Source organism: Streptomyces sp. NBC_00376 (genome assembly GCF_036077095.1).
GTDB lineage: Bacteria > Actinomycetota > Actinomycetes > Streptomycetales > Streptomycetaceae > Streptomyces.
The window spans coordinates 3,622,064-3,637,827 of the sequence record NZ_CP107960.1 but is presented as its reverse complement, the minus strand read 5'-3'; the positions used below and the strand labels follow the sequence as shown (position 1 = coordinate 3,637,827).

Below are 15,764 nucleotides of genomic sequence, written 5' to 3'. Positions count from 1 at the left end.
CCGATTTCTCGCCTGACGCGAGGGGGCTCGAACCCCCGAAAGAGGGATTGACGACAAGTGCTCGACGTCAACTTCTTCGACGAGCTGCGGATCGGCCTTGCCACCGCGGACGACATCCGGACCTGGTCCCACGGCGAAGTGAAGAAGCCGGAGACCATCAACTACCGCACGCTCAAGCCCGAAAAGGACGGACTCTTCTGCGAGAAGATCTTCGGTCCGACCCGGGACTGGGAGTGCTACTGCGGCAAGTACAAGCGTGTCCGCTTCAAGGGCATCATCTGTGAGCGCTGTGGCGTCGAGGTCACGCGCGCCAAGGTGCGCCGTGAGCGCATGGGCCACATCGAGCTTGCCGCTCCCGTCACCCACATCTGGTACTTCAAGGGCGTCCCGTCGCGCCTGGGCTACCTCCTCGACCTCGCGCCGAAGGACCTCGAAAAGGTCATCTACTTCGCCGCGTACATGATCACGTTCGTGGACGAGGAGCGCCGTACGCGCGACCTGCCCTCGCTGGAGGCGCACGTCTCCGTCGAGCGTCAGCAGATCGAGAACCGCCGCGACGCCGACCTCGAAGCCCGCGCCAAGAAGCTCGAGACCGACCTGGCCGAGCTGGAGGCCGAGGGCGCCAAGGCCGACGTGCGCCGCAAGGTGCGCGAAGGTGCCGAGCGCGAGATGAAGCAGCTGCGCGACCGTGCGCAGCGCGAGATCGACCGCCTCGACGAGGTGTGGAGCCGCTTCAAGAACCTCAAGGTCCAGGACCTGGAGGGCGACGAGCTGCTCTACCGCGAGCTGCGTGACCGCTTCGGCACGTACTTCGACGGCTGCATGGGCGCCGCCGCCCTGCAGAAGCGCCTCGAGTCGTTCGACCTCGACGAGGAGGCCGAGCGCCTCCGCGAGATCATCCGTACCGGCAAGGGCCAGAAGAAGACCCGTGCGCTCAAGCGCCTCAAGGTCGTCTCCGCGTTCCTGCAGACCAGCAACAAGCCCAAGGGCATGGTGCTCGACTGCGTGCCGGTCATCCCGCCGGACCTGCGTCCGATGGTGCAGCTGGACGGTGGCCGCTTCGCGACCTCCGACCTGAACGACCTGTACCGCCGTGTGATCAACCGCAACAACCGCCTGAAGCGCCTTCTCGACCTCGGTGCCCCCGAGATCATCGTGAACAACGAGAAGCGCATGCTCCAGGAGGCCGTGGACGCCCTCTTCGACAACGGTCGTCGTGGTCGCCCGGTCACCGGTCCCGGCAACCGCCCGCTCAAGTCCCTCAGCGACATGCTGAAGGGCAAGCAGGGTCGATTCCGTCAGAACCTTCTCGGTAAGCGTGTGGACTACTCCGCGCGTTCCGTGATCGTCGTCGGCCCGCAGCTCAAGCTGCACCAGTGCGGTCTGCCGAAGGCCATGGCGCTGGAGCTCTTCAAGCCGTTCGTGATGAAGCGCCTGGTCGACCTGAACCACGCGCAGAACATCAAGTCGGCCAAGCGCATGGTCGAGCGCGGCCGCACGGTCGTGTACGACGTCCTGGAAGAGGTCATCGCCGAGCACCCGGTTCTCCTGAACCGTGCGCCGACGCTGCACCGCCTCGGCATCCAGGCCTTCGAGCCGCAGCTGGTCGAAGGCAAGGCCATCCAGATCCACCCGCTCGTCTGCACCGCGTTCAACGCGGACTTCGACGGTGACCAGATGGCCGTCCACCTGCCGCTCTCCGCGGAGGCGCAGGCCGAGGCCCGCATCCTGATGCTGTCCTCGAACAACATCCTGAAGCCGGCCGACGGCCGTCCCGTCACCATGCCGACCCAGGACATGGTGCTGGGCCTGTTCTTCCTCACCACGGACGAGGAGGAGCGCAAGGTCATCGGCCAGGGCCGTTCCTTCGGCTCCACGGCCGAGGCGATCATGGCCTTCGACGCCCGCGAGCTGTCGCTCCAGGCGAAGGTCGACATCCGCTTCCCGGTGGGCACCATCCCGCCGCGCGGCTGGGTGCCGCCGGTCGCCGAGGAAGGCGAGCAGGAGTACCAGCAGGGCGACACGTTCCGGCTGCGTACGTCCCTGGGCCGCGCGCTCTTCAACGAGCTGCTGCCCGAGGACTACCCGTTCGTCGACTACTCGGTCGGCAAGAAGCAGCTCTCCGAGATCGTCAACGACCTCGCCGAGCGCTACCCCAAGGTCATCGTGGCGGCGACGCTCGACAACCTGAAGGCGGCGGGCTTCCACTGGGCGACCCGTTCCGGTGTCACCGTGGCCATCTCCGACGTCGTGGTCCCCGAGGCCAAGAAGGAGATCGTCGCCGGTTACGAGGCGCAGGACGAGAAGGTCCAGAAGCAGTACGAGCGCGGTCTGATCACCAAGGACGAGCGCACGCAGGAGCTCATCGCGATCTGGACCAAGGCGACCAACGAGGTTGCCGAGGCGATGAACGCGAACTTCCCCAAGACGAACCCCATCTTCATGATGGTTGACTCGGGTGCCCGAGGAAACATGATGCAGATGCGTCAGATCGCCGGTATGCGTGGTCTGGTGTCCAACGCCAAGAACGAGACGATCCCGCGTCCCATCAAGGCGTCCTTCCGTGAGGGCCTCACCGTTCTGGAGTACTTCATCTCCACGCACGGTGCCCGTAAGGGTCTGGCGGACACCGCCCTGCGTACCGCCGACTCGGGTTACCTGACCCGTCGTCTGGTGGACGTCTCGCAGGACGTGATCATCCGCGAGGAGGACTGTGGCACCGACCGCGGCCTCAAGCTGAAGATTGCCGTCAAGGGTGCGGACGGTGTGCTCCGCAAGACGGAGGACGTCGAGACCTCGGTCTACGCCCGCATGCTCGCCGAGGACGTCGTCGTCGACGGCAAGGTCATCGCGCCTGCCAACGTCGACCTCGGTGACGTCCTGATCGACGCCCTGGTGGGCGCCGGCGTCGAGGAGGTCAAGACCCGTTCGGTCCTGACCTGTGAGTCCGCGGTCGGCACCTGTGCCTTCTGCTACGGACGCTCGCTCGCCACCGGCAAGCTGGTCGACATCGGTGAGGCGGTCGGCATCATCGCCGCCCAGTCCATCGGTGAGCCCGGTACCCAGCTGACGATGCGTACCTTCCACACCGGTGGTGTGGCCGGTGACGACATCACCCAGGGTCTGCCCCGTGTCGTCGAGCTCTTCGAAGCCCGTACGCCCAAGGGTGTCGCCCCGATCTCGGAGTCCGCGGGCCGGGTCCGGATCGAGGAGACCGAGAAGACCAAGAAGATCGTGGTCACGCCGGACGACGGCAGCGACGAGATCCCCTTCCCGATCTCGAAGCGCGCCCGTCTGCTCGTCGGCGAGGGCGACCACGTCGAGGTGGGCCAGAAGCTCACCGTGGGTGCCACCAACCCGCACGACGTGCTGCGCATCCTCGGCCAGCGTGCGGTCCAGGTCCACCTGGTCGGCGAGGTCCAGAAGGTCTACAACTCGCAGGGCGTGTCGATCCACGACAAGCACATCGAGATCATCATCCGGCAGATGCTGCGCCGCGTGACGATCATCGAGTCCGGCGACGCGGAGCTGCTGCCGGGCGAGCTCGTCGAGCGCTCGAAGTTCGAGACCGAGAACCGTCGTGTGGTCACCGAGGGCGGTCACCCCGCCTCCGGCCGTCCGCAGCTGATGGGTATCACCAAGGCCTCGCTGGCGACGGAATCCTGGCTGTCGGCCGCCTCCTTCCAGGAGACGACCCGAGTCCTGACGGATGCGGCGATCAACGCCAAGTCCGACAGCCTCATCGGCCTCAAGGAGAACGTCATCATCGGTAAGCTCATCCCGGCCGGTACGGGTCTGTCCCGCTACCGCAACATCCGGGTCGAGCCGACCGAGGAGGCCAAGGCCGCGATGTACTCGGCCGTCGGCTATGACGACATCGACTACTCGCCGTTCGGCACGGGCTCCGGCCAGGCCGTTCCGCTGGAGGACTACGACTACGGTCCGTACAACCAGTAAGCGAGTCGCTTGACCGACCGGAGGGCGGTCACCCCGTTTCGTACGGGGTGGCCGCCCTCCGGCGTTTTCCGGTGTGCGGGGGCGGGGCGCGGCTACAGGTAGTTCCGCAGACGGTGCAGCCGGGTCGGGTAATCGGGGTGGGTGGAGAGCAGCCTGGCAGGTGTCGAATCGCGCTCCGCCCGCTCTTCCGCGGCGGCGAGCGTCATCTGCCGCGCCCGGGTCTCGCCCGTGTGCATCATCTCCAGCACCTCGGCCAGTTCCGGCGCGAATCCGAGTGCGGCGGCGTGGCGGTCGGCCCGCAGTTCGGCACGGCGTCCCACCGCTGCCGACAGGTACGGGAGCACCAGAAGCAACGGAAACCCGTACAGGAAGGCGGCCGCGGTGGAGGCGAGCCCGCCGATCGCAAGGAGCAGGACGCCGACGGCCAGGTAGACGGCACACCGGGCAGGCGTGACGACGGAGCGGGCCATCGCACGCAGGGCGCGCCACAGAGCCCGGCCCGGCAGCCCGTACCACTGGCTCAGCAGCGACGACCACGCGTGACCGCCGGTGTGGTGACCCAGTTCATGGGCGAGTACGGCGGCCAGTTGGCCGCTCGGCAGCTGTTCCAGTGCGAACCGGGTGACCCCCACGATGTGGCCCGCGGCGGCGTACGCGTTGAGGTCGTCGCTCTCCTCGACCCAGAGCTGATACAGCGCTCCGTCGATCCCGGCGATGGCCGTCACCTCCCGCCAGACCGGCTCCAGCCGGGCGGCCTCCTGGGGCATCGGGCGGCGGAGCCCGAGCAGGTAGCGGGCGAGGAGATCCTCCGTGGGCCGGTGGAAGACCAGGGCACCGGAAGCCAGCCAGAGCACGGCCGGTATCCAGAACGGCAAGCCGAGGCAGCCGTCCAGGATCGTGCTCACGAGCAGCACCACGAGCGCGCTCGTCAGGAAGGCGGGCAGGGCCAGCGCCAGCTGTCCGAGTGAGGTGATGTCGACACGCCGCTGGTGCGCCGTGTAGTACACACGTCGGCCCGGTCCGTGCTCGTAGATCAAGTCATCAGGTGGGTGTGGTGCTGAGGCGTTCAGGTGTGGGCCCGAGGGCGGCACGGGCCCGTCGCCCGGGTCCTGGGGCCGAGCCGGCGGTGGAGTCATGATCATCCTTTGGCAGGAGGAGTGTCAGCCGAGGAGGAGCGAGGCGGGGAGCAGGAAGGTGCCGATGGAGTAGGCGAGCAGCCCCGCACGTATCCACTGGTGTTTGCAGACGGCGATCCGGCTGGTTTCGGTCAGGGCCGTGACGAGTGCCGTGGTCCGGGCGCTCTCGGTGGTGTCGAGCGCTTCCGGTAATTGGTTCTGCCGGGCGGCGCGCCGGATGTCCCCGAAGTAGGTGAGCGGGGCCCCGGGAATCCAGGTACTGCCGCGGTAGCGCGGGAGTACGGCCATCAGCATGGAGAGCAGCGCGGTCGCCAGCCCGCCGGTGCCTGTCCACCACAGGGCCGTGCCGGGAGCGGAGAGCGCGCTCGGCCGCCACTCGCTGCCCGCCAGCCAGCCGCTGATCACGCCTGCGGTCATGCCGAGCGCGGCGACCAGTACGGACGCCTTGCTGTCGGCCCGTGCGATCTCGGACCGCAGATCGAGGAGGAGCCGCGTCCCGGCATCGGTGTTCCGGACCGGTGATCCGTCGGTCATGTGACGTGGTCCTCCTGGCCCGGCGCTCCTGCCACGTCCGTGGCCCGGGGCGTGTCCGATGTGCTCTGCGGATTCGCAGCCTCGGCCGCGTCGGTCGTCCCGTCCCGGTCAGCCGTTCCGACGGCCTCCGCCGTCGTGTCCGCGTACACGTCCTTCGCACCGGCCGACGGTGTGGCGGCGCCCGCCGGTCCCAGAGGTGCGCTGCCATAGCCAGGCGGCGGCTGCCAGCCCTGGAAGGGAACCGACGGAGCGGCCGCCTCCGGATCCGCCCCGCGGACGGGCGTCCCGCCGAGCCGGTGCTCCCGCACGCCGTCGGCCGGATCGAAGCCCGGCCGGGACGTGCCCCGGACGACCGCTTCCGGCACCGCTCTCGGTGCGTCCTGCGGCATCGACACGGTCAGCCGGCCTTCAGCCGTGCTCTGCGCGGTGACCCCGGGAAGGTGCTGGTTCAGTACGTCGATCAATGCCTGGAGGGCCCTCTTCTTCGGCGCCTCCAGCTCGTGGTTCTCCGCGCTGTCGCCCTTCAGCAGCTCGCCCGCCAGCTCCATCTGCGCCTTGATCATGTGCAGTTGGTCCTGGCGCAGGCTGGCCACCACGGTCTTGGTGTCTTCGGGATGGTCGGCCAGGTGCAGCGCCCAGGCGCGGACCCCGCCCTGTTCCAAGTGCTTTTCGTAGAAGGAGATCTTCTCCGCGTTCACCTGCTGCAGCTCCATCTGGCGACGGGCCCGGTCGACCGCCTCCGTGTGCTGCCGCTTCTGCTGTTGCAGCCTCAGCTCGTGCTGAAGCTCCTCGAATTCGGTCGCGCGGCCCCACTGCAGCGCGTCCTGCTCCCTGACGCGCCGGTCGATCGCGGCATCGTGCTCCCGGCCGCGCCGCTCGGTGTGGACCTGCTCGGTGGCCGCATGGTCGATGGCCCTCATGCGCCGCACGTGGTCGATGACCCCCTGATCACCGCGCAGCCGTACGGTCCAGGTCACCGCGAGTCCCGCCCGGGTGCCGAGTGCGCCCTGTGCGCGCACTTCCCTCAGCAGCGCCTCCTCGGCCTCCGCGCTCCGGGAGGCGGGGTAGCGGCGGGTGACCGACCGGGCCGACTGCTCCAGTTCGCCGATCAGCAGCCGTGGTACGTCACGGTGCCGGCTCGCCACGAACAGCGCGGGATCGACGACCTGCCACGACAGCTCGACGACCACAGCGAACTCGAAGGCGTCGTCGTCGCTCGGCAGGCCGATCACCTCGCGCACGGGATGAACACCCATGTCGACCTCGTACACCGAGGTGTATCGCTTCGCGGCGGCTCCGGCCCGGGTGGGGCGGAGCGGCGGGAGGTAGGTGTCGTACGAGCCGTCCGGGGCCGAGAAGACCAGGGCGTGGTCGATGCGGGTGAGCGGGCGGCGGGCGAATCCGAACCGGGACAGCTGCCGGACCGTGACCACCGGGTCGGTCAACCGTGTTGCGCGGTCGGCCCGTTGGTCCCAGTCGGGTGCTCGGCGGAATTCGGGCATGGGCACTCTCCTGTTGCTGTGTGTGGGATCGCAGGTCAGGGATGAGGCAGGGCGGCCAGTAGCCGGCCTGCCACGGGCGGGGGATCGGTGCCGTCCTCGCCGGGCATCGTCCGCAGGAGATGGCTGAGCCGCTGGTGCTCCGACGACGTGGTGGCGAGCGAGGGCAGCAGGGCGGCGAGCGCCCATTCCGTGCCGGGGTCGTGGTCCGCCGACAGCACCCAGCGGCGCAGTACGTCCAGGGCGTCCCGGGTGTGGCCTCGGCTCCCCAGAGCGGTGCGCCACAGTTCGACGATGGCGGTGGCGGCCGGTGTCCGCGCTGCTGACGCCCGTGCGTACCAGGACAGAACCCGCGGCTGCCCGTGGCGTTCGTCCTGCTCGCTCCGACGGCAGGCGCTGATGAAGCCACCGAGTGCGAGTTCGGTCGCCGGACGGTCGTCGTGCAGCGTCTTGAGCAGCCCCGCGAGCACGTCGTCGCCCGCTGATGACAGCAGCAACAGTTCTACGGATTCGGCGAGTTGCCCCGAGAGATCCGCGTCGGGCTCCGGCTGTCCTGCCTGGTGCCGGGCTGCCGCGCGAAGCGCCGCCAGGGTCTCGAAGGGGCGTTCCGGCCCGATCAGTCCATGGGCGCGGATGGCCACCCAGCGCAGCGGCGACTCGTCGCTCTCGCACCAGGCGTCGAGGATGCGCGGCACGTTGGGAGTGCCCAGCACGTGGGTGAGCGTGAGCGCGTTGACGGCGACGAGGCGGTGCCGGTAGAGGTGCGAGGAGGCCCACGGCTCGATGACCAGCGCCATGGCGGACGGCAGATCGGTATGGGCGAGCACGGCGACGGTGGAGGCGGCGCGGGTCCGCACGAACGGCCGTCCGTCCCCGGCCAGCTGTTGCAGCCAGTGCACGAGCGCGGGCCGTGCCGAGGGGTGCCCGGTCCATATCTCGCGCAGCAGCACGAGAGGGGCCCGCTCGTCCAGGTAGGCGGCCTTCACCTGTCGGACCGGACCCCACTCGGTGGGCTCCTCGGCCTCGAACCGCCGGGCACGGGCGAGCTGGAGCCGCTTGCCGATGTGCGTGCCGAAGACCGGGACGGTGGCGGACCGCCTCCCGCTCTCGATTTCGTGGAGGAAGACGTAGAGCAGATCGCTCAGCTCCGCTGTCAGGGCGTACGGGCCCTCGTCGAAGGCGGCCAGGGCGACGAGGAACGCCTTGTCCCGCAGGTGCAGTACGGTCCCGTCGTCCTCGAACCACTCCTGGACCTGGTTCTCCAACGCGACCAGTGAGAAGGCCCCGAGCTTCGCGGCATCGGCCTCCCCGGTCTCGTACCTTGCCAGGAGCCGGGCGAACTCGGCGGCCTCGCGCGGCTGATGGCTGCGTTCGAGGAACGCGGTCACGGCGGGCAGGGCCAGCAGCTCCGACACGCGGTCCTCGCCCACCAGCACCCCCAGGTGCGCGGCGAGGACATCACCCGGCGGGGGAGCCTGCCAGCTCACCACCGGTACGTCCTCCAGCAGGGCCGTCGGCCCCACGGTGATCACCAGATACGCGTCCTCGCCCAGCTCCTTGCGGGCAGCCAGCAGATCCGCCTCCCGCAGCGGCCGGCCCGGCTCGGTGATCAGATCGCACAGGACATGGCCGGTGGTCCGGCCGTCGCGCGTCTCGCCGCCCCCGAGACCGGCCGTGAGCTGCCCGGGGGTGGTGTCCCGGCCGATCGCCCGGACCGGATCCGCGCGGAGCCGGTGCAGCAGCATGAGCGCGGCGGTCCGCCGACCCGCGAAGTACGGGCCCGAGACCACCAGGACATGCTCCTCGCGCAGCCGGTCGGCCAACGCCTCGAAGTCGGCGCACGCGGGCACGAAACAGGCCGACAGCTCCTCCAGGGTGGACTGCGAGATCTCGCCCGAGGCGTGGAGTGCGGAGGACGCGCCGAACTGGTAGATGATCTCGGTCCTGTCGAGCAGGATGTCCCCGTAGAAGGTGCCGCCGCCGATGCCGTGGTTGGTCCCGCCGAAGACACCTCCGCCGACCTGGGCGCCGTCCCCGAATCCGATGGTCCGCGGGGTGTGGTTCTCCAGGTCCCGCCGGGCCGCCCAGGCGGGCTGCGGCTGGTCGGTCTCCTCGGTCGCCTCCCCGTCGGCCTGGCGGCCGTCCGGCGCCTCGGAGGACTGGTCTCCGCCTGCCGGGGGCTGGGGGCCGTGCGGCTGTTCCTCGGCGCTCAACGGGTCTCCCCCCGGCCTCCGCCGCCGAGGTGGACGTCCCCGGAGAAGGTGCCGCCGCCGATGCCGTGGTTGGTCCCGCCGAAGACACCTCCGTTGACCGTGGCGCCGCCGAAGTCGAAGGCCCGGGCCGGTTGCTGCGGGGTGGCCGGGGCGATGCCGGAGTCCGAGGGGGCGTCAGCCTTCCCGCTCGCGGGGTGCGGACGCTCACTCGCAAGCGGGCCGTGCAGCCACGCGGCGAGCGGACCGTTCTTGCTGTCCACCGTGACGGAGCGAAACTCCTCGGCCGGTACGCCGGTGTGGCTGTGCCGCACGACGCCCCGGTAGACCGGATCGGACACGCACAGCGCGAAGTCGTCCGGGCGTTCCCGCAGCGCCGTCCTCAGCAACTCCGCGTCCAGCAGCCTGCACGCGTGGTTGAGATCGCTGCCGACCCATCCGTCGAGCCGGTCCACGGCGACGTACCCCGAAGCGACCACTCCACGAAGCCGCATCCGGGCCGAGGCGGAGGCACGCCGGTTCTGGCTGCGCAACTGGGCCGGGACCTCGGTCAGCAGCGCCCGCAGCAGGGCGATCACCGAGCAGTTGGCGTCGATCAACTCCATCACGGAGTCGCCGCGGTCCGCCCGCCTGCGCCGGGTCTCGTCGATCCCTGCGGCGAGCAGTGCCCGGTCGGTGAGGTCGTAGAGCATGCGGCGCAGATACGCCTGCTCGACATCGTCCCGCTCGCTGTATTTCTCGATGTCGAGCAGCAGGATCGTGCTGTTCACGGGATCGTTCATGGGGTGCCTCTCGCTCGGGTCTCCGTGGGCCGAAGGCACGAGCGTGAGGCTGATGGGACTGTGGTGGTGAGGGCGGATGACTCACTTCGAGTGTGACCGTGTGCACAGAGTCAGCTGCGACCGCTTTCCCTCCGCGGAGTGCACGGAGCCTCTCTACGGAGAGAACGGGGCTTCGTGGCGGACGACCGGTCGGGCGGAGTCCTGCGCCCGTGCGATCCGGCGGAGCGCGTCCGGCCGCACGATCACCATCGCCCGTCGCCCCGTCAGCACGATGCCCCGTTCACGCAGGTCCTTCAGCAGCCGCTGGACCATTTCCCTGGAGGCACCGACCGCCCCGGCCAGTTCCTGTTTGCTGAGCGGTATGTCGAGTTCGATGCCTTCGTCCGTACGGCAGCCGTGGGTGTGTGCCAGATCCAGCAGCAGAACGGCGAAGCGCTCCCGTACCGTCATCGCCGCGAACTCCAGGCTGCGCCGGTCCGCAGCGCGCGTACGGTCGGCGGTCAACGCCAGGAGCGTGAGCGAGACCCTGGCGGAGCCTGTCACGAACGCGCGGAACTTCTCGTGCGCCACGACCACGGCCCGCACGGGGGAGAGCGCGGTCACCGTCGCCGAGCGTGGCCGGCCGGTCAACGCGGCCGATTCGCCCACGATGTCGCCGGGACCGCGCAGCGCATGCAACGCCTCGTAACCGTTCGGCGCGGATGTGGTGACCTTCGTCCAGCCGTTGACGATCAGCAGGACGTACGCGGACGGCTCGTCCTGCCTGAGCAGAGGGGCCCGGGAGGCGAAACCGAGTTCGCGGCCCAGTCCGAGCAGGGACACCCGGTCCTCGCGCTCCAGGCGGGCCAGGAAGGGCACCCGGTCGTCGAGCCCGTCGCCATCGGGTACGTACGCCGCCATCCCGCCCCCCGATCGTCCACCGCGCGGTTCAATGTACTGAGAACGCGCATTACCGGACCGACAAGGTTGTTTTCCTGCCGCGCATCCCAGGACGGCTGTCTCAATTCCGTTGGCCGTGAGCTGCGGAAGTCCGGCGCGTCGCGGCGGACAGCATTTGTTTTGACCGGAGTCGGTGAGGTAGGTACGCTCAGACCTTGTGCCTGGGGTGTGCCTGGGCTCGTGTGCGTGTCCTCAACCGCATGGCGAGTCCGTCAGTGGCCACCGCAATCTGCGCTCCTTCTGCCTTGCGGCAGGAGCTTGCAGTATTCGACACACCCGACCGCGTGGGTCGGTGACGTTCCAGGTTAGTTTCACGAACGGCACACAGAAACCGGAGAAGTAGTGCCTACGATCCAGCAGCTGGTCCGGAAGGGCCGGCAGGACAAGGTCGAGAAGAACAAGACGCCCGCGCTCGAGGGTTCGCCCCAGCGCCGTGGCGTCTGCACGCGTGTGTTCACGACCACCCCGAAGAAGCCGAACTCGGCCCTCCGTAAGGTCGCGCGTGTGCGTCTGACCTCCGGTATCGAGGTCACGGCCTACATCCCGGGTGAGGGACACAACCTGCAGGAGCACTCCATCGTGCTCGTGCGTGGTGGCCGTGTGAAGGACCTGCCGGGTGTTCGTTACAAGATCATCCGCGGCTCGCTCGACACCCAGGGTGTCAAGAACCGCAAGCAGGCCCGCAGCCGCTACGGCGCCAAGAAGGAGAAGTAAGAATGCCTCGTAAGGGCCCCGCCCCGAAGCGCCCGGTCATCATCGACCCGGTCTACAACTCTCCTCTTGTCACCTCGCTGATCAACAAGATCCTGCTGGACGGCAAGCGTTCCACCGCCGAGCGGATCGTGTACGGCGCCATGGAGGGCCTCCGCGAGAAGACCGGCAACGACCCGGTCATCACGCTGAAGCGCGCGCTTGAGAACGTCAAGCCCTCGCTCGAGGTCAAGTCCCGCCGTGTCGGTGGCGCCACCTACCAGGTGCCGATCGAGGTCAAGCCCGGTCGCGCCTCCACCCTCGCGCTGCGCTGGCTCGTGGGCTACTCCCGCGCCCGCCGCGAGAAGACCATGACCGAGCGCCTCATGAACGAGCTGCTCGACGCCTCCAACGGTCTTGGCGCTGCCGTCAAGAAGCGTGAGGACACCCACAAGATGGCCGAGTCCAACAAGGCCTTCGCGCACTACCGCTGGTAGTCGCTACCCACATCGAGACCGAGAGAAGATTGAGCCTTATGGCCACCACTTCGCTTGACCTGGCCAAGGTCCGCAACATCGGGATCATGGCCCACATCGACGCGGGCAAGACGACCACCACTGAGCGGATCCTCTTCTACACCGGCGTTTCGTACAAGATCGGTGAAGTCCACGACGGCGCTGCCACGATGGACTGGATGGAGCAGGAGCAGGAGCGCGGCATCACGATCACGTCCGCCGCGACGACCTGCCACTGGCCGCTCAATGATGTTGACCACACCATCAACATCATCGACACCCCGGGTCACGTCGACTTCACCGTCGAGGTGGAGCGTTCGCTCCGCGTCCTCGACGGCGCCGTCACCGTGTTCGACGGTGTCGCCGGTGTCGAGCCGCAGTCCGAGACCGTATGGCGTCAGGCGGACCGCTACGGCGTGCCGCGTATCTGCTTCGTCAACAAGCTCGACCGCACCGGTGCCGACTTCTTCCGCTGCGTCCAGATGATCACGGACCGCCTCGGCGCGACCCCGATCGTCATGCAGCTCCCGATCGGTGCCGAGGCCGACTTCACGGGTGTCGTCGACCTCGTGACGATGAAGGCGTTCGTCTACCCCGTCGAGGCGACCAAGGGCGAGGCGTACGACATCGTCGACATCCCCGCGAACCTCGTGGAGAAGGCCGAGGAGTACCGCGGCAAGCTCCTCGAGGCCTCCGCGGAGAACGACGAGGCGCTCATGGAGCTCTACCTGGAGGGCGAAGAGCCTTCCGTGGAGCAGCTCTACGAGGGCATCCGTCGCATCACCATCAACTCGGGCAAGGGCGGCGAGACGACCGTCACCCCCGTGTTCTGCGGCACCGCGTTCAAGAACAAGGGCGTTCAGCCCCTGCTCGACGCCGTCGTGCGCTACCTCCCCTCCCCCCTGGACGTCGAGGCCATCGAGGGCCACGGCGTCAAGGACCCGGAGGAGGTCGTCAAGCGCAAGCCGTCCGACGACGAGCCGCTCGCGGCCCTCGCGTTCAAGATCATGAGCGACCCGCACCTCGGCAAGCTCACCTTCGTCCGGGTCTACTCGGGCCGCCTGGAGTCCGGCACCTCGGTGCTGAACTCCGTCAAGGGCAAGAAGGAGCGCATCGGCAAGATCTACCGTATGCACGCGAACAAGCGTGAGGAGATCGAGTCGGTGGGCGCCGGCGACATCATCGCCGTCATGGGCCTGAAGCAGACCACCACCGGTGAGACGCTGTGTGACGACAAGAACCCGGTCATCCTGGAGTCCATGGACTTCCCGGCGCCGGTCATTCAGGTCGCCATCGAGCCCAAGTCCAAGGGTGACCAGGAGAAGCTGGGTGTCGCCATCCAGCGCCTCTCCGAGGAGGACCCGTCCTTCCAGGTGCACTCCGACGAGGAGACCGGCCAGACCATCATCGGTGGTATGGGCGAGCTTCACCTCGAGGTGCTCGTCGACCGCATGAAGCGCGAATTCCGCGTCGAGGCGAACGTCGGCAAGCCCCAGGTCGCGTACCGCGAGACGATCCGCAAGGCCGTCGAGCGCATCGACTACACCCACAAGAAGCAGACCGGTGGTACCGGTCAGTTCGCCAAGGTGCAGATCGCGATCGAGCCCATCGAGGGCGGCGAGGCCTCGTACGAGTTCGTCAACAAGGTCACCGGTGGCCGCATCCCCCGTGAGTACATCCCCTCGGTGGACGCGGGTGCTCAGGAAGCCATGCAGTTCGGCATCCTGGCCGGCTACGAGATGGTCGGCGTCCGCGTCATCCTTCTCGACGGTGGCTACCACGAGGTCGACTCCTCCGAGCTGGCGTTCAAGATCGCCGGTTCGCAGGCGTTCAAGGAGGGTGCCCGCAAGGCGTCCCCCGTGCTCCTCGAGCCGATGATGGCCATCGAGGTGACCACGCCCGAGGACTACATGGGCGATGTCATCGGTGACATCAACTCCCGCCGTGGCCAGATCCAGGCCATGGAGGAGCGCAGCGGCGCTCGCGTCGTGAAGGGCCTCGTGCCCCTCTCGGAGATGTTCGGCTACGTCGGAGACCTCCGCAGCAAGACCTCGGGTCGCGCAAGCTACTCGATGCAGTTCGACTCCTACGCCGAGGTTCCGCGGAACGTCGCCGAGGAGATCATCGCGAAGGCCAAGGGCGAGTAACTCTCCCGAGCTCACGCTTTAGGCTTGTCACCGGAGCCTGGTGGGGCATTCCTCGCAGAGCGAAAGCAATGTGTTGAATGCCCCCGGCCCCGGCATCCCAGCAAAGATCACCTGGCGCCGATGAAGCAAGGCGTACAGAACCACTCCACAGGAGGACCCAGTGGCGAAGGCGAAGTTCGAGCGGACTAAGCCGCACGTCAACATCGGCACCATCGGTCACATTGACCACGGTAAGACGACCCTCACGGCCGCCATTACCAAGGTGCTGCACGACGCGTACCCGGACCTGAACGAGGCCTCGGCCTTCGACCAGATCGACAAGGCTCCCGAGGAGCGCCAGCGCGGTATCACGATCTCGATCGCGCACGTCGAGTACCAGACGGAGTCGCGTCACTACGCGCACGTCGACTGCCCGGGTCACGCGGACTACATCAAGAACATGATCACGGGTGCCGCGCAGATGGACGGCGCCATCCTCGTGGTCGCCGCCACCGACGGCCCGATGCCGCAGACCAAGGAGCACGTGCTCCTGGCCCGCCAGGTCGGCGTTCCGTACATCGTCGTCGCCCTGAACAAGGCCGACATGGTGGACGACGAGGAGATCCTGGAGCTCGTCGAGCTCGAGGTCCGTGAGCTCCTCTCCGAGTACGAGTTCCCGGGCGACGACCTGCCGGTCGTCAAGGTCTCGGCGCTCAAGGCGCTCGAGGGCGACAAGGAGTGGGGCCAGACCGTCCTCGACCTGATGAAGGCCGTCGACGAGAACATCCCGCAGCCCGAGCGTGACGTCGACAAGCCGTTCCTGATGCCGATCGAGGACGTCTTCACGATCACCGGTCGTGGCACCGTCGTCACCGGTCGTATCGAGCGTGGCGTCCTCAAGGTCAACGAGACCGTCGACATCGTCGGTATCAAGACCGAGAAGACCACCACCACGGTCACCGGCATCGAGATGTTCCGCAAGCTGCTCGACGAGGGTCAGGCCGGTGAGAACGTCGGTCTGCTCCTCCGTGGCATCAAGCGCGAGGACGTCGAGCGCGGCCAGGTCATCATCAAGCCCGGTTCGGTCACGCCGCACACCGAGTTCGAGGCCCAGGCCTACATCCTGTCGAAGGACGAGGGTGGCCGTCACACCCCGTTCTTCAACAACTACCGCCCGCAGTTCTACTTCCGTACCACGGACGTGACCGGCGTCGTGACCCTCCCCGAGGGCACCGAGATGGTCATGCCGGGCGACAACACCGTCATGAGCGTCGCGCTGATCCAGCCCGTCGCCATGGAGGAGGGCCTGAAGTTCGCCATCCGTGAGGGTGGCCGGACCGTGGGCGCCGGCCAGGTCACCAAGATCGTCAAGTAAT

11 protein-coding genes are annotated in these 15,764 nt (G+C 68.0%); 5 read left to right on the top strand and 6 right to left on the bottom strand.

What is annotated here, in order from left to right; translation table 11 throughout:
• Positions 1 to 57 precede the first annotated feature (57 nt).
• On the top strand, positions 58 to 3,957 hold the full coding sequence (locus OG842_RS16240; RefSeq protein ID WP_266730404.1) for a DNA-directed RNA polymerase subunit beta': 3,900 nt from the start codon (positions 58 to 60) through the stop codon (positions 3,955 to 3,957).
• Positions 3,958 to 4,049: 92 nt separating this feature from the next.
• On the opposite strand, the gene OG842_RS16235 is transcribed toward OG842_RS16240, so the two are convergent.
• From OG842_RS16235 to OG842_RS16210, 6 genes are all read right to left on the bottom strand, one after another.
• On the bottom strand, positions 4,050 to 4,994 hold the full coding sequence (locus tag OG842_RS16235) for a M48 family metalloprotease (protein WP_266730403.1): 945 nt from the start codon (positions 4,992 to 4,994) through the stop codon (positions 4,050 to 4,052).
• A gap of 123 nt (positions 4,995 to 5,117) precedes the next feature.
• The gene (locus OG842_RS16230) at positions 5,118 to 5,627 is read right to left on the bottom strand and encodes a Pycsar system effector family protein (RefSeq protein WP_266730401.1); all 510 of its coding nucleotides are present in this window, start codon (positions 5,625 to 5,627) and stop codon (positions 5,118 to 5,120) included.
• On the bottom strand, positions 5,624 to 7,129 hold the full coding sequence (locus tag OG842_RS16225) for a hypothetical protein (protein WP_266730399.1): 1,506 nt from the start codon (positions 7,127 to 7,129) through the stop codon (positions 5,624 to 5,626). Before OG842_RS16225 ends, OG842_RS16230 begins: the two co-directional genes overlap by 4 nt.
• Positions 7,130 to 7,164: 35 nt before the next feature.
• Positions 7,165 to 9,339 (bottom strand): hypothetical protein, encoded by a 2,175-nt coding sequence (locus OG842_RS16220; RefSeq protein ID WP_266730397.1) that lies wholly within the window; start codon positions 9,337 to 9,339, stop codon positions 7,165 to 7,167.
• Entirely contained in the window at positions 9,336 to 10,118 is a 783-nt protein-coding gene (locus OG842_RS16215; RefSeq protein ID WP_266730396.1) for a hypothetical protein, read from the bottom strand. Before OG842_RS16215 ends, OG842_RS16220 begins: the two co-directional genes overlap by 4 nt.
• 153 nt (positions 10,119 to 10,271) lie before the next feature.
• Complete coding sequence (locus tag OG842_RS16210) at positions 10,272 to 11,018, bottom strand: Crp/Fnr family transcriptional regulator (protein WP_328512289.1); 747 nt, start codon at positions 11,016 to 11,018, stop codon at positions 10,272 to 10,274.
• Positions 11,019 to 11,399: 381 nt separating this feature from the next.
• On the opposite strand from OG842_RS16210, the gene rpsL reads away from it, so the two are divergent.
• The 4 genes from rpsL to tuf all read left to right on the top strand — a co-directional run bounded on the left by rpsL (position 11,400) and on the right by tuf (position 15,763).
• Complete coding sequence (gene rpsL / locus OG842_RS16205; RefSeq protein ID WP_003948652.1) at positions 11,400 to 11,771, top strand: 30S ribosomal protein S12; 372 nt, start codon at positions 11,400 to 11,402, stop codon at positions 11,769 to 11,771.
• A gap of 2 nt (positions 11,772 to 11,773) precedes the next feature.
• The gene (gene rpsG / locus OG842_RS16200; protein ID WP_072485550.1) at positions 11,774 to 12,244 is read left to right on the top strand and encodes a 30S ribosomal protein S7; all 471 of its coding nucleotides are present in this window, start codon (positions 11,774 to 11,776) and stop codon (positions 12,242 to 12,244) included.
• Between the two features lie 38 nt (positions 12,245 to 12,282).
• Positions 12,283 to 14,409 (top strand): elongation factor G, encoded by a 2,127-nt coding sequence (gene fusA / locus OG842_RS16195; protein ID WP_114246098.1) that lies wholly within the window; start codon positions 12,283 to 12,285, stop codon positions 14,407 to 14,409.
• Between the two features lie 160 nt (positions 14,410 to 14,569).
• The gene (tuf, locus tag OG842_RS16190; RefSeq protein WP_093540766.1) at positions 14,570 to 15,763 is read left to right on the top strand and encodes an elongation factor Tu; all 1,194 of its coding nucleotides are present in this window, start codon (positions 14,570 to 14,572) and stop codon (positions 15,761 to 15,763) included.
• Position 15,764: the final 1 nt, after the last annotated feature.